A 21,527-nucleotide genomic window follows, 5' to 3' on the forward strand; every position below is an offset into this window, starting at 1 on the left:
TAATTATAAAATACTGAATTTGAGTCTATGAACGAATTCAGTATACCTCCTGGAGCGGCCGTACTGTTCGTGGATATGAACAGTTTTTTTGCCAGTTGTGAACAGCAGGACAATTTCTACCTGCGGGGACGACCTGTGGCGGTATGCGTGTATACGGGTGAATACGGCTGTGTCATTGCTCCCTCCATCGAGGCAAAAAAACGTGGGATTAAGTTAGGGATGCGATTGAATGAAGCCGTACGCCTGTGTCCGGAACTAGTGCCACTCACGACTACGCCGGACAAGTACCGTGACTACCACACGAAGATTATGCAGATACTACGCCGGTTTTCGGATCAGGTTATCCCCCGGAGTATCGACGAAGCCATCGTCATTTTAAGTAATCATCGACTTATCTACCACGATCTCGAACCCGTAGCCCGGGCCATTAAAAAAGCCATTCATCAGGAAGTAGGCGATTATCTACAGTGTTCGATTGGCATTGCCCCTAATGCATTTCTGGCCAAACTGGGTTCGGATTTAATCAAGCCGAATGGACTAACGGTTATTTCTCCTGGTAACATTGATTTAATTCTCAGTCAGCTTGAACTGACGGATTTGCCCGGTATCGGTCACGGCATGGCCCAACGTCTACAAAAGGCCGGGATTGAAACGCCCCTCCAGCTTCGCTACGCGGATCCGGAGTTTTTGCGGGCGGCCTGTCGCAGTATTGTAGGCTGGCACTGGCATCTGCGACTTAATTTCTACGAAGTCGATACCGAGTACACTTCTGCTTACAAGAGCATGCAGGCTATGCGGCAGCTCTCACGCAGCCAGCGGCGGTCGCCTGAGATCTTGCAGCAGATTCTGTTTATGCTTTGCCAGACCTTGGAGCGTCGGACGGTACAGCAAAGCGTCTTCTGTAAAACGGCCCATTTCTGGGCTAAATACGAGGAAGGCCGAACCTATCAGGATGATATGCAATTTCAAACGCCCGTGCAGGATGGTGTAGCTTTATTTAATCTAGTACTGAAACGGGCTCAAACCAAGGCCCAGTGGAATCACTCCTCCGAATCGCTGTTCAATTCCGGATTGGTAGCCCTCGGAATTGGCGTACATCAGTTTATTCCCGATCAGTTGGTGCAGTATCAGTTGTTTGAAGACAACGTGCGAAAGGATAAACTCCGGAAAGTATACTACGAACTTCGCGATAAACACGGGTCCCGAAAAGTCATGCGGGGAGCTGAAGTTTCCGAGAACCCACCCCTGCAGGATGTCATTGGTTTTGGTTCCGTAAAAGACCTCTACGGTAGAATCACACCCGACTGGATGAGCGAGTGAAAGATTGACGCGTTGAAAACGTAGCTAACGCAGTTTTTACCCGTAAACCTGTATACCTTTGAAAAAACTTACGGATCACTATACGTTGATCATAACCTCTTTGTAACTATGAATTACCGCAGATTTGGCCGTACCGACTGGAAGGTTTCCGAGATGGGTTACGGCATGTGGGGGCTCGCGGGCTGGACGGGTTCCGATATTGAAGAAGTGAATCGCTCGCTGGATCGCTCGGTAGAATTAGGCTGCAACTTTTTCGATACCGCCTGGGGATACGGAGCAGGTAAAAGCGAAGAAATTTTAGGGGAGTTGTTGAAACGAAACCCCGAAAAACGATTGTACGCAGCTACGAAAATTCCACCCAAAAACTTCAAGTGGCCTTCCAAACCGGACTATACGCTGAGTGAATGCTTTCCGGCCGAACACATCATTGAATACACCGAAAAAAGTCTGAAAAACCTGAAGGTTGAACAGATTGACCTGCAACAGTTTCACGTCTGGGAAGACGCCTGGGCTGATCAGGATGACTGGAAAGAAGTCGTTGAAAAACTGACAAAAGAGGGGAAAGTGGCTCATTGGGGCATTTCGGTGAATCGTTGGGAGCCGGATAACGTACTGCAAACCCTGCGTACGGGATTGATTTCATCGGTACAGGTGATTTATAACATTTTCGATCAGGCTCCGGAAGATAACCTGTTTCCGCTTTGTAAGGAACTTGACGTCGCTGTAATCGCTCGGGTACCTTTCGATGAAGGCACCCTAACGGGTAATCTGACCAAGGATACTACGTTCCCGGCAGACGACTGGCGTTCGACCTACTTCGTTCCCGAAAACCTGAATGCCAGCGTCGATCACGCCGAAGCATTGAAACCGTTGATCCCGGAAGGAATGAACCTGCCCGAAATGGCTTTACGCTTTATCTTGAGCAATCCCGACGTTGGAACGATCATTCCGGGGATGCGAAAAATCCGTAATGTCGAAGCTAATATGGCTACTGCCGATGGCAAAGGCCTTTCTACGGAATTACTGGACGAACTCAAAAATCACCGCTGGGACCGTACGCCTACGGAGTGGAGTCAATAGCCTAATACGCTGTTTATTGGGGAAGTGTATTGTTCGTCGGGTAAGTACCATTGGGTCTGGTCCGTTGTATTTACCCGACGAAATGAATCTGGGGAATGGAATCTTCATAAATCTATTACTCGATTCTCCCGGTAAGTCGGGGTATCTATCCCTTCCTAACGTCTTTTGTCTATATCAGAAAAGGATTTAGTATCCGTTTGGGTCGAAAGCAGAGTTAGGCTCCTACTAAATTCTTTCAGTACCTGTCCCAAGGATTGCTACCCTACATGAAAAAAGTTGTCACTTTTGGCGAGGTTATGCTCCGGCTCAGTACGCCGGGCTTCGCCCGTTTTGTTCAGACTACAAGTCTAAATGTGAATTTCGGTGGTGGAGAAGCCAACGTGGCAGCCGCTCTGGCGTACCTCGGCATTCCCGCCAGTCACGTAACCCGGTTTCCCGATAACGATTGGGGATACGCCGCTGCGGCGGCCTACCGTCGGTATGGCGTGGAAACGCAGGATATTGTATACGGCGGAGATCGTATTGGTACTTATTTCCTGGAAACCGGAGCCATGATGCGGGCCAGCCGTATCATTTACGATCGTACGAATTCAGCCTTTGCTCAGCTTGACCCGAAGGAACTCGATTGGGAGCGTATCCTGGCGGATGCTCAGTGGTTTCACTTTACGGGTATTGCCCCGGCGATTTCCGAAGGAGCTGCTCAGGCCTGTCGCGATGCCATTGCCGTAGCGAATCGGATGGGGATTACGGTTTCGGCAGATGTCAATTCCCGGAAAAACCTCTGGAAATGGGGCTCTACCGCGGCTGAAGTCATGACGGAGCTAACGGCCGGTTGCGATGTAATTGTTTGTGGAAAAGGCGACGCGGAGGAGTTATTTGACATTACGCCCAAAACGCAGGAAAAAGGCTTTATTGCCGTTTGCCGGCAGATTCAGGAGAAGTTTCCCCGCGTCAAAAAGATCATCAATACCAAACGGGGCTCCCTTTCGGCTTCGCACAACACCCTGCAGGGACGTTGCTGGAATGGCGAAGACCTCGTACAGACCATGACGCACGAGATGGTACCGATGGTGGACCGGATCGGTGGGGGAGATGCTTTCCTGGCGGGGTTCATTTACGGGCAAATTCAAGGCTTTTCCGATCAGAAATCCATCGATTTTGCGACGGCGGCTTCCGCATTAAAACACAGCATCGAAGGCGATTTCAATCTGGCCTCCGTAGCCGAAATCGAAACCGTCATGAGCGGCGATACGAGCGGACGGCTGAGTCGATAGGTACAGTTAGCGTTTAGGGTTTAGAGTTTTGGGTTAGATATCACAATGGATCAGTCAAAATTCTGCCTTAGCTGAAACGCTGACAGCATTAAAAGTAATTAGGATAACTGAGGTAGTAGAAAGGGCGAAAGGTTTGGAGCATATCGAACGCTAAACCCTAAACACCAAACTCAAAACTCTACATGGCAAGTTTCACTCGTTTGCAGGTTTATCAAACCTTACTGGAAAATCCGATTATGCCGATTTTCCACCATAATGATTTAGAAGTAGCGAAGAAAATACTGACGGCCTGCTACGAAGGGGGAATTCGGATTTGTGAATTCACGAACCGTGGTGATTACGCTCATGAAACGTACTCCGAACTGCGGAAATTTGGTAAGAAAAACTTCCCTGATCTAGTTGTAGGAGCGGGTACCATTGTGGATGCGGCTTCGGCTACGCTGTTCATTCAGCTAGGGGCGGATTTTGTAGTAGCTCCGGTATTACATCAGGATGTGGCTATTACCTGTAACCGCCGGAAAATTGCCTGGATGCCGGGTTGCTTTACCCTTTCAGAAATCTCCAAAGCCGAAGAGTGGGGAGCGGAAATTGTCAAGTTATTTCCCGGCCAAGCGTCCTCACCCGATTTTGTGAAAGCCATCAAAGGCCCTATGCCCTGGACGGATATTGTGGTAACGGGCGGCGTAGAACCCACCGAAGCTAGCCTAAAAAGCTGGTTCGATGCAGGGGCACGCGGTGTCGGAATTGGTTCACAGCTTTTCCCCAAATCACTGGTAGAAGCGAATGAATGGCAGGCTATTGCCGATAAAATTACGGAAGCCGTTCGCGTAGCGAAATCCCTGAAGGCATAAACTTACTGAACTACTTGTACCTGAAGATCGCTGGTTGCTGGCGATCTTTTTATTTTTGGGGCTGATTTGATTTTCCCTTGAAAACAGCCTGTATTTTTCTCGTAACTTTTGCCATCAGCTTTTTGGGATCGGTCCATCCAGGGCCGGTAAACCTATCGGTTATACAAGCCGTATTGAGGAAAAATTTCTACGCTGCTTTGTGGATAGGTTTGGGTGGAGCAGTGGTTGAAATTCCGTACGGGTACTTGGCTTTGCAGGGCGTGCAATTTGTTGAGCGTTACCCCAGTTGGCTTAAATCACTTCAATTACTGGTCATTCCAGTTTTGTTTCTTCTAGGCATCGCTGCGTTACTACGAAAACCCAATACTCAGCAAGAGCTTCCCCAATCTGGTACACCCCGCTGGGCCTTTGCCAAGGGCTTATTTCTGTCTTTTTTGAATGGACAACTGCCTTTGTACTGGTTTGCCATTCTACTCAACTACCAGGCTTACTACTGGCTCAAAGTACAATCCGGCTGGCATGAGTTAGGCTTTGTCATGGGAGCCAGTTTAGGGGCTTTCGCCTTGCAATTCAGTTACGCAAAATTGGCCTTACGCTACGAAAACCAACTGCTCAAACACATTAAGATTGAGTGGATGGAACGAATCATCGGTCTACTGTTTATTGCCGTAGGCCTTTGGCAGACTTTCCTATACTGGTGGAATTAAGGAAGGTGGTCTGGAATACCTTTTTGACAAATAGACCTACCTAGGGTTGCGAGAATACCCACCTCTCAGCCCAGACCATCATGAAAATTTTATGGATTTTTACAGTAACCTTTATCATCGGTTGTCTGGGTTCGATTTACCCAGGCCCGGTCAAGCTTAGTATTGTGCAGGTAGTCATGCAAAAAAACCTGCGGGTAGGCATATGGGCTGCCGTAGGAGCATCTTTACCTGAGATACTGGGCAGTGCACTGGCCATTTACAGCTTTCGCTGGTTGCAGCAGGTACCCGATGTACTGATCTGGTTTCAATGGTCGGTTATTCCCATACTGCTGATCATCGGATTTCTGACCTTGCAAAAGAAGTCAACTCCTGACGTAGAGCAGCAGGAAAGTGCATCGCCCGCCAATCGATCGGCTTTTACGAAAGCCATGGTGTTGAACTTGTGCAATCCGCAGTTGGTACCCTTTTGGCTGGTCACTACGGTATGGTTCAATAGCAAGCCGGGCTTATCGCTGGACTCGTTTGGACACGAGCTGTTTTTCATTATCGGAGCTACGGGAGGTTCATTTGCGATGAACTACCTGTATGCCAAACTAACTTCGGTAAATCGAGAGCGAATTCTGGATAAAATTCAGCCCCAAACCATCCGGTTACTGACGGGTTGGGGCTTCATCTTATTGGGCGTATGGCAGGCCGTACAGGCGTTCGCTTAAGCCTCTTCACCTTGTAGCTGTTTCTCGTAAAGTTCCCGATACGCTCCATTTCGCTTCATCAATTCTTCGTGCGTACCCTGTTCCACAATGGCACCGTCATCAAGCAGTACAATTTGATCGGCCAGTTTAGCCGAAGAAACCCGGTGACTGATAATGACCGAGGTGCGGTTCGCCATGATGCCTTTTAAGTTATTGAGAATCGTCGCTTCCGTTTGGGTATCCACCGCCGATAAGCAGTCATCCAGAATCAAAATTTTAGGTTCACGAGCAACGGCTCGGGCGATACTGAGGCGTTGTTTCTGTCCACCGGAAAGCGTAATCCCGCGTTCACCAATTTTGGTGTCGAATCCTTCGGGGAAGTCTACGATGTTCGCGTACAAGTCCGCATCCCGAACCGCCTGAACTACTTTTTCCTGCGAAAGATCCGGCAAGCCAAAGCGAACGTTGTTGGAAATTGTATCCGAGAACAAAAAGACATCCTGCGGTACGTAACCCATCTGACGACGTAAGGCCGGAATCTGATACGATTGAATCGGTGTTTGGTCAATCAGAATATCTCCCGAAGAAGCGTCGTACATCCGCGTGAGTAAACTGGCCAGCGTACTCTTACCCGAACCCGTACCGCCCAGGATTGCTACAGTTTCTCCCGCCTTGATGCGGAGGTTGAAATTTTTCAAAGCCACAATCCCCGAATCCGGGTAAATGAACGTGACGTGTTTAAACTCCACATCACCCGCAATTTCTTTCTCCAGATTTTCCGTAGAAATCAGGTCCGTTTTCTGATTCAGAAACTCATTGATCCGTTCCTGCGAAGCCGCTGCCCGCTGGATTTGCGAGGTCGTCCAGCCCAGAGCCGTTACGGGCCAGGTCAGCATGTTCACGTAAATCAGAAACTCGGCAATGTTACCAGGCGTCAATCGGCCCGCAATCACTTCCTGCCCCCCCACGTATACGCAAAGAATGTTCGATAAGCCCACCAAAACAAAAATCAGTGGGGTAAACATGGAGTCTACTTTTGTCAGACTCAGGGATTTATTACGGTAGCTTTCGGATTGCTTTTCAAACTGCCGGGTGGAGAACGTTTCCTGTACATACGCTTTCAGTACCCGGATGCCGGAAAAGGCTTCCTGGGCATTGGTGGAAAGCTGAGACAGATTCCGCTGAATTTCTTCCGAACGTTTGTTCATAACGCTCGACACGAAGAAGATACTGATCGAAAGTATTGGTAAGGGCAACAGCACATAAAAAGTTAGGTGCGGACTAACGGATACCATGTAGCTGATTACCATGATGAACAGCGTAATCAGGTTGAGTCCGTACATAATACTGGGGCCTACGTACATCCGTACTTTTGAGACGTCCTCGGAGATACGGGCCATCAGATCACCCGTGTTGTGCCGACGGTAAAAACTCAGGGGGAGGGTTTGGTAGTGATTATAAATCTCATTCTTCAGATCATACTCAATCAGGCGGGACATAACAATGAGCGTTTGCCGAACCAGAAAAAGGAATACTCCTTTCAGTAAGGCCATCGCCAGAATGAGCAGACCGTAAATGAGAATGTTATACGAGAAATCCTGGTAGATATTGGCCTGTACCTTGGTGCCATCGAAGAGGAAGTACAAATCCAGTGTTTCCTTTACCAGGTCCAGCGAATGCCGGACAATCTGGGCGGGAATAATCCCAAAAAGGTTGGAAATAATGGTAAACAATGTCCCCAAAAACAGGGTACCCTTGTACTTCCAGAGGTATTTATTGAGATAAGCGAGGGATTTCAATGGATATCTTGTTAATGAGTTGTGAGTTTTGGGTTTTGGGTTTTGGGTCAAAAGTTTCGCTAATGATTAAAAAACGAAAGAATCAATCCTTTAATCATTGATTATCTGCATAATGAACACAAGCGATGTGCTAGGCACGCTGAAACTCTAAACCCTAAACGCTGAAACCTAAACTGAAAACAAAGATAGTCAGGATTGGTTCGCTTCTTTGGGAATTGAAGGGTACGAATGCTTGATTCTCGTCTATTTCATATTCTGAAGCCATTATTATTCTACTCATGCAGACTCGCTATGCACACCACCCTGATGACGTTCGGCATTATGATACCGACCGTTTGCGGGAACAATTCCTGGTAGAGAACGTCATTGCCGACGATCAAATCCAGTTTACGTATTCGCACTATGACCGTTTTATTGTGGGAGGCGTGAAACCCGTTAGTCAGGAAATTTCACTACCTACCTACGACGAATTACGTGCCAACTACTTCCTCGAACGCCGCGAACTGGGTATCATCAACGTTGGTGGCCCGGGCATCGTTTCGGCCAACGAAGAACGCTACGAGCTTAGCAAATACGAAGCGTTGTACCTGGGTAAAGGCACAATGAATGTAACCTTTGCCAGTGCTGATCCGGCTCAGCCTGCGGTATTTTACCTGGCTTCAACACCCGCTCACCGGATTTGCCCCAATGCCAAACTGACGAAAGAAGGAGCTTCGCCCGTCAACGCTGGTTCGAAAGAAACGGCCAATGAACGGACGATTTACAAATACATTCACGCGGAAGGTCTGGAGTCCTGCCAGCTGGTTATGGGCCTTACGATTCTTAGTACAGGTAGCATCTGGAATACCATTCCGGCTCACGTACACGATCGTCGGATGGAAGCGTATTTCTATTTTGACGTTCCCGAAAATCAGCGGGTTTTCCACTTTATGGGGGAACCCCAACAGACCCGGCACTTGCTGGTGAACAACTATCAGGCGATCTTATCGCCGCCGTGGTCCATTCACTCGGGAGCGGGTACGTCGAACTATTCTTTCATCTGGGCAATGGCCGGAGAAAACTATACGTACACCGATATGGATCTGGTGGATTTGAAGAATCTGAAGTAAGTTAATCTTTGATTTATAGCAGTACAAAAGCCCGAAACCGGATTCATTCTGGATTCGGGCTTTTAGGTATGTAACGGGAAATACGAAGCGATTCAATTATTTTCGAACATTCGTACCACCGCTCGTTACTTCCACCATGTTTAGAAAATTACTCGCTCTTCTCTTCCTGACTACGTCGCTGAGTCAGGCCCAATCGTCGTTCGTACTCATTCCAGACCGCGTATTTGACGGAACGGACGTGCATACGGGCTGGCAGGTACTGGTAACCGGCAATCAGATTATTGCCGTAGGACCCAACTTGCAGCCGCCCGCCGGAGCCGAGGTTATCGTACTGAAAAATCAAACCTTACTGCCGGGATTGATCGAAGGCCATTCGCATCTGTTTCTGCATCCGTATAACGAGACTTCCTGGGACGATCAGGTATTACGGGAATCGCCAATGGAACGGGCCGCCCGGGCCGTTGTACACGCCGAAAAAACGTTACTGGCGGGTTTTACGACCGTACGGGATTTGGGTACCGAAGGAGCTGATTTTGATGACGTTGGGCTAAAACAAACCATCGAGAAAGGTATCATTCCCGGCCCTCGCATGATTACGGTAGGCCGGGCCCTGATCGCTACGGGTAGTTATGGACCCAAAGGCTACAACACCCGCACTAACGTACCGCAGGGAGCCGAAGAAGCAGATGGACAGGATCGACTCATTCAGGCCGTACGCGGACAAATTGGCCGCGGTATTGATGTTGTAAAAATTTACGCGGATTACCGCTGGGGACTCATGGGTGAGGCTAAGCCAACCTTTCTCCAGGAGGAAATCGAGTTAATGGTGAAAGTAGCGGCCTCGTCGGGACGTTCAGTCATTGCTCACGCGTCTACCGAAGAAGGCATACGACGAGCGATTCTGGGCGGTTGCAAAACCATCGAACACGGAGACGTCGGGACGCTTGAGTTATTTCGATTGATGAAAAGCAAAGGCGTTGCGTATTGCCCCACCTTAGCCGCTAGTGATGCTATCAGTCAGTACCGGGGCTGGAAAAAAGGACAGGATTCCGAACCTGAGCGAATAGTACAGAAACGAAAAAGCTTTAAAGCAGCTCTCGAATCTGGTGTGACGATTGTGATGGGTGGAGATGTGGGAGTATTCACGCACGGCGACAATGTACGTGAAATGGAACTCATGCAAGAATATGGAATGAAACCGCTCGACGTTCTTCGATCCGCTACTTCGGTACCCGCCCAAGTGTTTGGGCAGCCGAAGTTAGGCGAAGTAAAAACCGGAAAATTCGCGGATTTGATTGCCGTTGAAGGGGATCCTACCCAGAAGATTACGCACCTACGAAAGGTGAAGCTGGTCATGAAAGATGGGAAATTGTACAAGCGATAGCCCTTAAAAGCTGGCAATAATCAAATACAAGTTCAGTACGAAGATAATCGCCGCAATGATCCAGCTGGTAATACTCAGCCACCGGGCATTCACGAAGGAGCCCATCAAATCCTTTCTGGAGGTAAACCAGACCAGCGGCACTACCGCAAAACTCAACTGGATAGACAGTACCACCTGACTGAACACCAACAGTTCAGACGTGCCTTTTTCGCCGTACAAAAGCGTAGCGACAAACGCCGGAATGATGGCGATGGATCGGGTAAGGAGTCGGCGAATCCAGGGTTTCAGACGTAAATTCAGAAAGCCTTCCATCACGATCTGCCCGGCCAGTGTACCCGTCACCGTCGAGTTTTGACCCGCTGCCAGCAGGGCTACGGCAAAGGAAATACCGGCCAGTTTTACGCCCAGAACGGGGTCGAGTAAACGATGAGCATCGGTAATATCAGCGACGCTTTGATTGCCCGTACTGTGAAAAGCCGCCGCCGCCACAATCAGGATAGACGCGTTGATGAAAAAAGCCAGAAACAGAGACAGGGTAGAATCAAGCGTAGCAAACTTCACGGCTTCCCGGCGACCTCTTTCGTCACGCGTGAAGCCTCGCGTCTGGACGATGCTACTGTGCAGGTACAGATTGTGCGGCATCACGGTAGCTCCCAGAATGCCGATGGCCACGTACAATTTGTGCCGATCCATGACAATTTCGGGTCGGGGAATCAGATTCTGGACAATGGCTGGCAAACTCGGATGGGACGCAACCATCTGATAAATGAAACAGCAGAGGATAACGAAAATAAGCCCACCTACGATGCTTTCCAGGGCCCGAAAACCCCGGTTCTGAAAGTACAGGATCACCAGTACGTCGAGAATCGTAATGACTACGCCCACGGTGAGCGGTAACCCAAAGAGTAGATTAAGAGCAATGGCTGATCCCAGTACTTCCGCAACGTCGGTCGCAGCAATGGCAATTTCCGCCAATACCCACAAGGTTAAGCCGACCGGACGAGAAAACTGATCGCGGCAGGCCTGAGCCAGGTCACGACCCGTAGCAATGCCTAGCTTTAAAGCCAGGTGTTGTAATATCATCGCGAACAGGTTCGAAATCAGAATGACCGAAAGTAGGGTATACCCAAAACGGGACCCCCCTTCAATATCCGTGGCCCAGTTGCCCGGGTCCATGTAGCCTACGGCCACCATGAGTCCTGGTCCGGCAAATGCCAGAAATTTACGCCAGTTACTGGCTCCTTCCGGAATGCGTACGGAGGCGTGTGCTTCCGGCAGCGAGTGATCCAGAAAAGGAGAAGCTTTGGAACCTGACGTAGATAAAGGCGAATTCATACCAAATATAATGCGAGTTATGGTCCTGCTACCCGAAGTTTGGTGTATCCATTTTCAACGGAGCAGAAATCTAATATGCTGCAATCCAAGGTTAAACGAAGCAAATGTAAAGATGGTTTCGAAAAATCAAAACATTTTTTTAGGGTGCCCTAAATTTTTATTTTTGACTTCCTCAAAAGTACCTTTGTAGCCAACTGAATTTGCGAATGGCTTCATTAACGGAAGAAAACTATCTGAAACTGATCTACCATCTCTCAGGGCCCGGCTATGAAGAGGTGAGTACGAACGCCCTGGCGGAGCAAACGCAGACGAAAGCGGCGTCAGTGACGGATATGTTACGGAAACTGGCAGAAAAAAATCTGATCCATTATAAAAAGTATCAGGGCGTTCGGCTTACGGAAGAAGGTCAGCAAGAAGCCCTGAAAGTGATTCGACGGCACCGATTGTGGGAGGTTTTTATGGTGGAAAAGCTGGGTTTTCGCTGGGATGAGGTACATCCAATTGCCGAAGAACTGGAGCACATCGCTTCGGAAGAACTCATCAATCGCCTGGATGCCTTTCTGGATTTTCCAGAGTCCGATCCGCACGGCGATCCCATCCCGACGGCTTCGGGCCGAATGCCTTCCGCTGAATATGAGAAATTAGCCGAAGTGCCTGTTCATCAGGAAGTTATCATGATGGGCGTATCGGAGCATACGGCTCCGTTTTTGCAGTTTCTGAGTAAATCAGGGCTCATACCCGGAAGTTTGGTGCAGGTGCTGGAAGTCAACGAGTTTGACCGTTCGATGACGATCCAGGTTAACGAAGCTCATCCTTCTTTCGTGAGCTATGAGGTGGCCCGTAATATTCTGGTGCAGACGAAAGGCTAAGCCAGAACCTGTTCACTGAAATTTCTGTTGCTGCTCATTAGCGTAGGGTCGTCCGTTTTTTTAGCCTACGTTATTTGCATTTTTTAAGAAGGGGCTTTGCGAAAGTAGTTTTAGTTTCGCGTACAGAATTCCCCGAACCGTGACCCCGGAGCCGTGAAAATACTCGACTGGTATATATTCAAGCGATTTCTGACGACCTACGTTTTTGTCGTTTCGCTGGTGACATTGATTATTCTGGTGATCGACTACACCGAAAAGGTCGAAAACTTCATTCGTAATAAGCCCTCCACGCACGATCTGTTGTTGGTGTATTACGTCAATTTAGCCATTTTCTGGGCCAACTACGTAAGTCCGCTGATGGTCTTCATTACGGTCGTTTTCTTTACGGCCAACCTGGCGGCTAAAACCGAGATTATTGCCATTTTTAGTACGGGCGTCAGTTTTCTTCGCTTCATGCGACCGTACCTGCTGGCGGCCTCGCTCATCGCGGGGGTGATTTTCTATCTGGTGGCCTATGTCATTCCGACAGCTGATAAAAAGCGGCTGGCCTTCGAGCAGAAGTACGTGCAGGGAGGAACGTATTATTACGACAAACGCGATGTACACATCCAGGTCGGTCCGAACGTGTACGCGTACTTGGCGAGCTACAACAACAGCACCCAGCAGGGCGATAAGTTTACACTGGAAAAGTTTGAAAATAATAAGCTGGTACAGAAACTAGCGGCTTCGTACATCGTCTGGAAGCCAGAGATTAACAAGTGGTCGGCGGTGGATTACAGCATCCGTACCATCACCGAAACGGGCGAACAGCTTACGTACGGAAAGCTGATTGATACGACATTGGCCCTGGAACCCAAAGATTTTGGAAGCACGCAGGATCTGGAGAAAACCTTTACGCTAACCGAACTCAATGAGCATATTCAGAAGCTCCAGAGCCGGGGAGCGGAAGGAGTCGAACTATACCTGATCGAAAAATACCAGCGATTGGCTAGCCCCTTTGCCATTGTTATTCTGACGGCTATTGGCGTCATTGTTTCCGCCCGGAAATCGCGGGGTGGGGTAGGTTTCCAGATCGCCCTGGGTTTTGGACTAGCCTTTATTTACATTCTGTTTTTCATGATGAGTAGCGGTATTGCCAAAAAAGGGGCCTTTGATCCCTTCCTGGCCGTGTGGTTACCCAATATTGTGTTCTCAGTAGTTGGACTGGTTCTGTATCGCACTGTACCGCGTTAAAAAAGTATCGACACCGTAAGAAGCCCCTTATCTTTACGGTATACATCATTCATGCCTGTTTCCGCCCCCATAACTCGGCCCGATGGTCGAGCCGTATTTCTTTTGATCTGATTGCCATGAGGCCCACTGTTCGCGATTACTTACAATTACACTTTATTGTTCTGATTTTTGGTTTTACGGCCATTTTGGGAAGGCTGGTTACCATTCCTGCGTTGTCATTGGTATTCTGGCGTACAGGGCTGGCTACGCTGGGCATGTGGGCCTTTTTGCGTTGGCAGAAACAGGCGAAGCCCCAACAGCCGATTCCGGTCGTGAAACTGTTACTGACGGGCACGCTCGTGGCGGCTCACTGGCTGTTGTTTTTTGGCTCGGCCCGGGTTTCCAACGTTTCAGTGTGTCTGGCGGGTATGTCGACCGGTTCATTGTGGACGGCGGTGGTAGAGCCCTTATTTACCCGGCGTCGCATTAGTCCCATTGAAATTTTCCTGGGATTACTGGTCATGGCGGGTTTGTATCTAATCTTTTTGTTTGAATTCGATCACGCGTTGGGTTTAGCCATGTCGGTGACGGCGGCCTTCCTTTCGGCCCTGTTTTCCGTGTTTAATTCCATGTTCAGTCGTCAGGTAGAACCCCGCCTGATTACCGCTTACGAAATGACCGGGGCCTGGATCAGTACGGCCGTATTTCTGCCCCTGTACTATGGCGTACTGGCTCCGGAAGAGCCCGTAGCAATTTTACCGCAGGGCTGGGACTGGCTTTGGGTCGTGGTACTGGCGGGCGTGTGTACCGTATACGCTTATGCGGCATTTGTGCGGTTGTTTCAAACCTTTACGGCCTTCGTGATGAACCTGGCCGTAAACTTGGAACCCATTTACGGAATTCTACTGGCTTTCTTCATTTTTGGCGATGCCGAAAAAATGACGACGGGCTTTTACGCAGGGGCTTCCCTGATTTTAGGGGCCGTATTGTTGTATCCGGTTTTAAGCCGTTGGTCGAATCGGCGGGCGAAAGAGACGATAAACCCGTAAGCTATTCGCAGGAGTGATTAAATTGGTTGAAACGTTTTGAAAAGCGTGACGGGTAGCTTCAGGTTTGAGATTGGTTTTAGGTCGAAGCTGATTTCAAGTTTGAGCGATTTTAGGTTTGAGAGCAGTTTGAAATCAGCTTTTGGTTTGAAACGATTTCAGGTAACCTGTTTTAGGGGAAAGTTTCAATCTTAGAGTATTTAATCGGCTGTTCCGGGACCAGTGCCCGGCACTCCAATTCCTCCATTTAAACTTAAACATGACTCAAACTTCAAACCCTATTCAAACCAACCCTAACCTGCCTTCGAACCCACGCTCTTCCGCTATAAACACCTGTAAAATCTCTACATCATTCACTTTCCCATGAGAAAACCACTCCTTATCGTACTGCTGGCTTTGGGGATGGGGCAACTGGTATACGCCCAGGACGGCGGCTACCGTACGCCTCCCAAAGCCCTGGCTGATCTGGTCAACACGCCCCCCACGCCGGGTTTTAACGTCGATTCCAAAGGCGACTGGGTGCTGATTACCGAACGAGCGGCCAATCCTTCGATCGCTGAATTGTCGCAGCCAGAATTACGGATTGCTGGCTTGCGGATCAATCCTGCCAACAACGGACCCAGTCGTGGCTTTCCGCTCATCAATCTGAAACTACGCAAACTGAACGGCAAGGAAGAAATGCAGGTGAAGGGCCTACCCGCCAAAGCCGCTATTTCAAACCTAGCCTGGTCACCGGATGAAACGAAGATTGCCTTTACGAATTCCAGCGAAAACAAGATTGAGCTTTATGTACTCGACGTAGCGACAGCCACGGCTCAGAAACTTTCTGATCTGGCCGTAAACGCTGCTTTGGGTTCACCACTGAACTGGGTTTCCGATTCCAAGTCCTTGATCGTAACGACTGTACCGAATGGCCGTGGAGCGGCTCCGGCCATCAGTCGGGTGCCTTCGGGTCCGACCATTCAGGAAAACCTTGGTAAAAAAGGACAGGCTCCTACATACCAGGATTTGCTGAAAAATCCTTCCGACGAAAAGTTGTTTGAGTACCACGCCACCGCTCAAGTGGTTAAACTCGGACTGGACGGTTCGGCACAAAATATCGGTCAGCCCTTACTGGTGACGGATGCTACGCCATCGCCTGACGGACAGTACGTGCTTGTGGAAAGCGTACACCGTCCGTTCTCATACATCGTTCCGATGCGGTACTTCCCGACCAAGGTAGATGTATACAGCCTCAACGGTTCACTGGTAAAAACGCTGACGGATAACCCGCTGGTGGAAAATGCCCCCTGGGGTTCGGATGCCACGATTCCTTATCCGCGTAATTACAACTGGCGGGCCGACGTTCCGGCTACCGTAACCTGGGTAGAACCCAAAGATGGTGGTGACGCCAAACGGAAAGTAGCTATTCGTGATGTACTGAAAACGCTGGATGCTCCGTTCTCGGGCGAAGCCAAAGATCTGTACGCGAGTGCTTTGCGTTTTGGTGGTGTAACTTGGGGGAATGCTAATACGGCTCTCGTACAGGAACGCTGGTGGGCTACCCGCAAGCAGGTGACAAAAATTCTGAATCCTTCCAATCCGGCAAATCCGGTCGTACTGCTCGAGCGTTCCTTTGAAGATAAGTACTCCGATCCCGGTCGGCCCGAGACCCGTAAAAACCAGTACGGTCGTCAGGTGCTCGACATCAATGCCAAAAATGAACTGTACTTCACGAATACCGTCGGTGCGTCACCCGAAGGAGATCGTCCGTTTGTAAGCGTACTGAATCTGGCAACGAAAGAGAACAAAGTTATCTGGCGTTCGGAAGCTCCGTTTTTTGAAATTCCGGTGAGTCTGCTGAGTGCGGAAAAGGGACTGCTGCTGACCCGTCGCGAAGCCGTAGATCAAAACCCGAATTACTTCATCCGCAACCTGAATTTCAACGCGAAAAAGAAGAAGAAAAATGAAACGGCGGTAACGCAGGTGAGCTTCTTCCCCGATCCGTATCCGCAATTGAAAGGCATTCAGAAACAGGTACTTCGCTACAAACGCAACGATGGCGTGGATCTAACGGCAACGCTGTATTTGCCCGCGGGTTACAAAAAAGAAGACGGTCCATTGCCAACTTTCCTCTGGGCCTATCCGGCGGAATTTAAAAGCAAGGACGCCGCTGGTCAGGTCAGTGGCTCGCCCTACAAATTCAACGCCATTAGTTTCTGGGGTGCCGCTGCGTTTGTGACGATGGGTTACGCCGTTCTGGATAACGCCTCTATCCCCATTATCGGCGAAGGCGACAAAGAACCCAACGATACGTACGTGGAGCAGCTCGTAGCTTCGGCGAAAGCAGCTATTGACGAAGGAGTGAAACTGGGCGTAGTTGATTCGAGCCGGGTTGGCGTAGGCGGTCACTCGTACGGTGCTTTCATGACGGCGAATCTGCTGACGCATAGTAAATTGTTCAAGGCTGGTATCGCCCGCAGTGGTGCGTACAACCGTACCCTGACACCCTTTGGCTTCCAGAATGAACAGCGTACGTATTGGCAGGCTCCTGATGTGTATAACCGCATGTCGCCCTTCATGAATGCCGACAAAATGAAAACGCCGCTGTTGCTCATCCACGGCGAAGCGGATAACAACACCGGAACGTTCCCTGTACAATCCGAGCGTTATTACAATGCTCTGAAAGGCATGGGAGCTACCGCCAAGCTGGTATTTTTACCTTACGAAAGTCACCACTACGATTCACAGGAATCACTCATGCACATGCTCAGTGAGATGAATGGCTGGTTAGATAAGTACGTGAAAAATGCGGGTAAAACGCAGGGATCATCCAGTTCTTTAGGAAGTAAAACGGATAAATAATTCGTTAGTAATCCATTCAAATAAAAAAGCCTACTGGACGTCCAGTGGGCTTTTTTGTTTGAATGCAAGGGCTGATTAACTGTAGAATGGATTGAGTAATAACTCAAAATTAGCAATAGAGTAGTCTTCATAGAGAGATATAACTATATCTTTGTTTAAGTAAGTGAATCACCCATTGAAAACACCTTTACCTTAGTTGTCAAATGTTATCGTTTAAACGCTACTCTCTTCCTAAAGATTGGAATTATATTCCATTACTCATCGGCTTATATTGGCTATGGCCGAAACATTTTGCTCGAATCCCTTCCATTGGTTTAGACTGGAGTTGGATATTAAGTCTACACTACGCCTACGCTAATAAGTTAATATTTGGCAAGGAGTGGGTTTTTACGTACGGTCCTCTAGGCTGGTTAAGTACTCGTGCAGATTATCTCTTAAATCAACCTTTGCTATTAGGGTTCGATTTAGTGAAAATGACGCTATTTGGTATTGTTATTCAATACTTTATCGAGCGAAGTAAAGTCTACAAGTATGGATTGTTTTTGGTCATGTATGGTGTGTTCATACTGAGCCTCTTACCTGATTTGATGATTGAGTTGCTGTTCCTTTTTCAATTCTTTCTTTATCTCTTCCATACAGAAAAAAAGTATAGCTATCTCTTCGTGGCCGTATGGATTGGAGTAATGATGTTTTTCATAAAACTCAATTATGCGTTCATCGGATCTTTATTGTTAGGGACATATCTTTTTTTGGCTAGTATTCATACTCGAAGTCTTAAGACGAAACTGGTCTATCTGGGTATAATGATAGGCTATGTCCTCACAATCGTTATATTTAGCCAACTCTTGCACGTAGACTTACTAGGATACCTCAAAGCAAGTATTGAAGTAATTAGCGGTTATAACGATGGAATGAACATCTATAACCAGTATCAGATTAATTATACCCGCCGGGCTTTACCACCGGTCCTTATGGCTTCGGCAATTACGCTAGCTGTCTGGATTGGGGGAATTCTTTATTTTAAAGTGTATTTAAAAAATTGGTTTGATGGTTTTCTATACGTTTGTACCTCAATTTCTTTTTATCTGATTTATAAGCATGCCTTTACATTTTATACCGATGGGCCGGCTTCAGAATTTTTCACTACAGCTCCGGCATGGTTAAGTTTAATTTGGTTTTTTACTCAAAATGATGCTTTACAGAAAGTAAGCTTAAAAGCAATTGTTTTGGTTCTGCTAGTCGTACCCGTAGGACTCGCTAGTTTTTGGGTAGCCAATCCAATGGCACTTCCTTATAATGATGCTATCTTATACTCATCGGTAGAAAAAGAAGTTTATCAGGCAGACCAGAAAAAACATTCAATTGATTCTAATGTCATTAAAGAGCTTTCTAAAGGTACAGTAGACGTCTTCCCAACGAATCTGGATATTGCTTTTTATAACGAGCTTAATTATAAACCCAGACCTGTCATTTTAGGATACAAAGCGTATACACCTCAATTACAACACTTAAACGCTGAGTTTTTTACTTCTGATCATAAACCAGATTACGTACTTTACGAATTATCTAAACTGGAGCATTTTCACCTGGATGCACAATCCCGTTTGGCTTTAACGCGAGCGTACCAGATCAAGAAAGAAATTGTTACGAAAGCAGGTGACTCTTTATTAGTTCTGGAGAAGCGTAAAGGCGTTCAACCGCTACACGAAACCCTAATTGAAAAGAAGCAAACGCATGTAAATGAGTGGTGTAGACTGACGGCGTACGAAGGAATGGGTTGGTTAACCTGTCAGGTTGATTATACGATCTGGGGAAAATTAAGACGTTTTTTATTTCAGCCTCCACGCCTGTATCTGGAAGTAGAATATGCGGATCATACGGTCGAGAAACGTCCGGCCGTACCCCCCTGTTTGCCTAGCGGCTTTCCCCTGCAACGATTGAACTCCAAGCAGGAGCAGTATGAATGGTTCGAAAACGGTGGTAAGAAAAATACGCCCATCGTCGCCTTCCGATTTACAACTGAAGAAGCGGGATTTAAGGATACGATTCCCTATGGAATTAAAAGCTATACGCTTACGCCCCAGTAAAAGATGTGTTGTTTTTAGTAGGTTTGATGAAATAATATTTTAAAATATTGCCTATGCTTGGTAGTATTGATGGAATATTGCTCCATCTGCTTCGTGTAATGATCGCGTCTTTCTACTCCCGAACCATCAGTGTAATAAGTTCTTTTCTCTGGCTAGTCCCAATGGTAGGGGCTCAGCAACTGGCGTATACCGTTCGTACCCCAAATCCTGAAACGCACCTGTACCACGTAGCCTTGGCTTGTCAGAATGCCAAAGGGAGTACGCTGGAATTGAAGATGCCCGTCTGGACACCGGGGTACTATCAGTTAATGAAATATGCTTCGTATGTCGAAAACTTTCAGGCGAAAGACGAAGCGGGTCGATTGCTTCCCTGGGAAAAATCGACGCCCAGTACCTGGAAAGTCAGTACGAATGGAGCTAAAAATCTGAAAATCAGTTATGATGTTCGGGGAAGTTCCTCTTTTGTCGCCAGTAACTACCTCGATGCGAATAAAGCCTACATTTCACCCACGGGATTATTTCTGTATCTGAAAGACCGACTGGACCTGCCCGTAACGGTAACGTTGGAACCGCATAAAGGCTGGAGTTCACGCATTGCCACCGGTCTGGATTCAATCCCGGGTAAACGGTATACCTATCAGGCTGCTAACTTCGATGTACTCTACGATAGTCCGATTCTGATGGGAAAAATCGAAGAATTGCCTGCGTTTGAAGTGAAAGGAATTCCGCATTATTTCGTGGGATACAACATGGGCGACTTTGACCGGAAAAAATTCACAACCGATTTGCAGAAAATTGTAGCAAATGGCTCGGCCCTGATTGGAGATATTCCCTACAAACATTACACATTTATTGCCATCGGTCCGGGTGGGGGCGGCATCGAGCACCTGAATTCTACTTCAATCAGTTTCAGTGGAAATCAGTTGCATACGCGAGCGGGTGAGCTAAAGATGTACAACTTCCTAGCTCACGAATATTTTCACCACTACAACGTCAAACGGATTCGTCCACAGGAGCTAGGACCGTTCAACTATGATCAGGAAAACCGGACGAAGTTATTATGGGTATCGGAAGGCTTTACGGTGTATTATGAATACCTGATTGTCGAACGGGCCGGATTGATGACGCCGGACGAACTGTTTCAGTCGTTCCAGCAAAACATTCGGGCGTACGAAAACAAACCTGGGCACCGCTTTCAGTCGGCTACGCAATCAAGTTATGAAACCTGGGAGGATGGGCCATTTGGACGTACGGGCGATGAAGTCAACAAAACCATCTCATACTATAACAAAGGACCAATCTTGGGTTTAATACTGGATTTTAAGATTCGCCATGAAACGCAGAACAAACGATCGCTCGATGACGTCATGCGGTCGCTGTACCGGGACTATTACCAAAAAAAGCAGCGGGGTTTTACCGAAAAAGAGTTCCGTCAAACTTGTGAGCAGATCGCCGGAATGTCACTGACGGAAGTATTCGAATACGCCGCTACGGTCAATGACATTGATTATCCGAAGTACTTTGCCTACGGTGGTCTGTCCATCGATACTACCGCCCGCCCATTGCCCGGGGCTTGGTTAGGTATCAAAGCCGCTACGAAGGGTGATTCAGTTGTGGTGGCTCACGTTGAGTACGAGTCGCCCGCCTGGGAGGCTGGGTTACGCAGTAAAACGGTAATTCTAACAATGGATGGCAAACCCGTATCCGCACTGCAGCCGCTGGATCTGACTCGTAAACCGGATGAAACTGTAGTCTTAGGGGTAGTGCAGAACGGACAGCGAAAAGAACTAACCTTACGGACTACCGAGAAGTATGAACGTGATTTCAAAATTACCCGTTTACCGAGTCAAAACGCTTTGCAAGCGGCTATTCTGAAAAGCTGGCTGCAGCCTCAGGAGTAAATACAGAACTTTGTAGA

Annotated in this window: 16 protein-coding genes; 14 read left to right on the plus strand and 2 right to left on the minus strand. The window is 48.1% G+C overall.

Annotated elements, in window-relative coordinates; all coding sequences use genetic code 11:
- The first annotated feature begins 27 nt into the window (after positions 1-27).
- The 6 genes from C5O19_RS01890 (at position 28) to C5O19_RS01915 (ending at position 5,945) form a co-directional block, all read left to right on the plus strand.
- Entirely contained in the window at positions 28-1,320 is a 1,293-nt protein-coding gene (locus C5O19_RS01890; protein WP_104709667.1) for a DNA polymerase Y family protein, read from the plus strand.
- A 108-nt stretch (positions 1,321-1,428) separates the two neighbouring features.
- Positions 1,429-2,400, plus strand: a complete 972-nt coding sequence (locus C5O19_RS01895) for an aldo/keto reductase (RefSeq protein ID WP_104709668.1) — start codon at positions 1,429-1,431, stop codon at positions 2,398-2,400.
- Between the two features lie 266 nt (positions 2,401-2,666).
- Complete coding sequence (locus C5O19_RS01900) at positions 2,667-3,674, plus strand: sugar kinase (protein ID WP_104709669.1); 1,008 nt, start codon at positions 2,667-2,669, stop codon at positions 3,672-3,674.
- A gap of 182 nt (positions 3,675-3,856) precedes the next feature.
- The gene (locus C5O19_RS01905; protein ID WP_104709670.1) at positions 3,857-4,525 is read left to right on the plus strand and encodes a bifunctional 4-hydroxy-2-oxoglutarate aldolase/2-dehydro-3-deoxy-phosphogluconate aldolase; all 669 of its coding nucleotides are present in this window, start codon (positions 3,857-3,859) and stop codon (positions 4,523-4,525) included.
- A 122-nt stretch (positions 4,526-4,647) separates the two neighbouring features.
- Positions 4,648-5,232 (plus strand): LysE family translocator, encoded by a 585-nt coding sequence (locus C5O19_RS01910; protein WP_262509723.1) that lies wholly within the window; start codon positions 4,648-4,650, stop codon positions 5,230-5,232.
- Between the two features lie 80 nt (positions 5,233-5,312).
- Entirely contained in the window at positions 5,313-5,945 is a 633-nt protein-coding gene (locus C5O19_RS01915) for a LysE family translocator (protein WP_104709672.1), read from the plus strand.
- Here C5O19_RS01915 and C5O19_RS01920 read toward each other — a convergent pair.
- Positions 5,942-7,723 (minus strand): ABC transporter ATP-binding protein, encoded by a 1,782-nt coding sequence (locus C5O19_RS01920; protein WP_104709673.1) that lies wholly within the window; start codon positions 7,721-7,723, stop codon positions 5,942-5,944. The genes C5O19_RS01915 and C5O19_RS01920 overlap by 4 nt on opposite strands.
- A gap of 278 nt (positions 7,724-8,001) precedes the next feature.
- Between C5O19_RS01920 and kduI the strand changes: the two genes are divergently transcribed.
- Entirely contained in the window at positions 8,002-8,832 is an 831-nt protein-coding gene (gene kduI / locus C5O19_RS01925) for a 5-dehydro-4-deoxy-D-glucuronate isomerase (RefSeq protein WP_102201309.1), read from the plus strand.
- Positions 8,833-8,968: 136 nt separating this feature from the next.
- Complete coding sequence (locus tag C5O19_RS01930) at positions 8,969-10,216, plus strand: metal-dependent hydrolase family protein (protein WP_104709674.1); 1,248 nt, start codon at positions 8,969-8,971, stop codon at positions 10,214-10,216.
- A 3-nt stretch (positions 10,217-10,219) separates the two neighbouring features.
- On the opposite strand, the gene C5O19_RS01935 is transcribed toward C5O19_RS01930, so the two are convergent.
- A complete protein-coding gene (locus tag C5O19_RS01935) occupies positions 10,220-11,551 on the minus strand; it encodes an Nramp family divalent metal transporter (RefSeq protein ID WP_104709675.1) in 1,332 nt (443 codons plus the stop codon).
- A gap of 206 nt (positions 11,552-11,757) precedes the next feature.
- Between C5O19_RS01935 and C5O19_RS01940 the strand changes: the two genes are divergently transcribed.
- The 6 genes from C5O19_RS01940 to C5O19_RS01965 all read left to right on the plus strand — a co-directional run bounded on the left by C5O19_RS01940 (position 11,758) and on the right by C5O19_RS01965 (position 21,510).
- Complete coding sequence (locus C5O19_RS01940) at positions 11,758-12,420, plus strand: metal-dependent transcriptional regulator (protein WP_104709676.1); 663 nt, start codon at positions 11,758-11,760, stop codon at positions 12,418-12,420.
- A gap of 153 nt (positions 12,421-12,573) precedes the next feature.
- Positions 12,574-13,653, plus strand: coding sequence for an LptF/LptG family permease (locus tag C5O19_RS01945; RefSeq protein WP_104709677.1), 1,080 nt, complete (start codon positions 12,574-12,576; stop codon positions 13,651-13,653).
- 116 nt (positions 13,654-13,769) lie between these two features.
- Positions 13,770-14,681: a DMT family transporter gene (locus C5O19_RS01950; RefSeq protein WP_104709678.1), complete on the plus strand. Its 912-nt coding sequence runs from the start codon at positions 13,770-13,772 to the stop codon at positions 14,679-14,681.
- Positions 14,682-15,041: 360 nt separating this feature from the next.
- Positions 15,042-17,522, plus strand: coding sequence for a S9 family peptidase (locus tag C5O19_RS01955; RefSeq protein WP_104709679.1), 2,481 nt, complete (start codon positions 15,042-15,044; stop codon positions 17,520-17,522).
- Positions 17,523-17,725: 203 nt separating this feature from the next.
- Complete coding sequence (locus tag C5O19_RS01960) at positions 17,726-19,609, plus strand: hypothetical protein (RefSeq protein WP_104709680.1); 1,884 nt, start codon at positions 17,726-17,728, stop codon at positions 19,607-19,609.
- Positions 19,610-19,662: 53 nt separating this feature from the next.
- Positions 19,663-21,510: a M61 family metallopeptidase gene (locus C5O19_RS01965; protein WP_104709681.1), complete on the plus strand. Its 1,848-nt coding sequence runs from the start codon at positions 19,663-19,665 to the stop codon at positions 21,508-21,510.
- Positions 21,511-21,527 lie beyond the last annotated feature (17 nt).

The sequence above is a fragment of the Siphonobacter curvatus genome, from assembly GCF_002943425.1.
In the GTDB taxonomy this organism is placed as follows: domain Bacteria; phylum Bacteroidota; class Bacteroidia; order Cytophagales; family Spirosomataceae; genus Siphonobacter; species Siphonobacter curvatus.

Excerpts from the sequence above, each read along its gene's own strand:
- C5O19_RS01890 (WP_104709667.1), top strand. The coding sequence starts at position 28 with ATGAACGAATTCAGTATACCTCCTGGAGCGGCCGTACTGTTCGTGGAT.
- C5O19_RS01895 (WP_104709668.1), top strand. The coding sequence starts at position 1,429 with ATGAATTACCGCAGATTTGGCCGTACCGACTGGAAGGTTTCCGAGATG.
- C5O19_RS01900 (WP_104709669.1), top strand. The coding sequence starts at position 2,667 with ATGAAAAAAGTTGTCACTTTTGGCGAGGTTATGCTCCGGCTCAGTACG.
- C5O19_RS01905 (WP_104709670.1), top strand. The coding sequence starts at position 3,857 with ATGGCAAGTTTCACTCGTTTGCAGGTTTATCAAACCTTACTGGAAAAT.
- C5O19_RS01915 (WP_104709672.1), top strand. The coding sequence starts at position 5,313 with ATGAAAATTTTATGGATTTTTACAGTAACCTTTATCATCGGTTGTCTG.
- kduI (WP_102201309.1), top strand. The coding sequence starts at position 8,002 with ATGCAGACTCGCTATGCACACCACCCTGATGACGTTCGGCATTATGAT.
- C5O19_RS01930 (WP_104709674.1), top strand. The coding sequence starts at position 8,969 with ATGTTTAGAAAATTACTCGCTCTTCTCTTCCTGACTACGTCGCTGAGT.
- C5O19_RS01935 (WP_104709675.1), bottom strand. The coding sequence starts at position 11,551 with ATGAATTCGCCTTTATCTACGTCAGGTTCCAAAGCTTCTCCTTTTCTG.
- C5O19_RS01940 (WP_104709676.1), top strand. The coding sequence starts at position 11,758 with ATGGCTTCATTAACGGAAGAAAACTATCTGAAACTGATCTACCATCTC.
- C5O19_RS01950 (WP_104709678.1), top strand. The coding sequence starts at position 13,770 with ATGAGGCCCACTGTTCGCGATTACTTACAATTACACTTTATTGTTCTG.
- C5O19_RS01955 (WP_104709679.1), top strand. The coding sequence starts at position 15,042 with ATGAGAAAACCACTCCTTATCGTACTGCTGGCTTTGGGGATGGGGCAA.
- C5O19_RS01960 (WP_104709680.1), top strand. The coding sequence starts at position 17,726 with ATGTTATCGTTTAAACGCTACTCTCTTCCTAAAGATTGGAATTATATT.
- C5O19_RS01965 (WP_104709681.1), top strand. The coding sequence starts at position 19,663 with ATGCTTGGTAGTATTGATGGAATATTGCTCCATCTGCTTCGTGTAATG.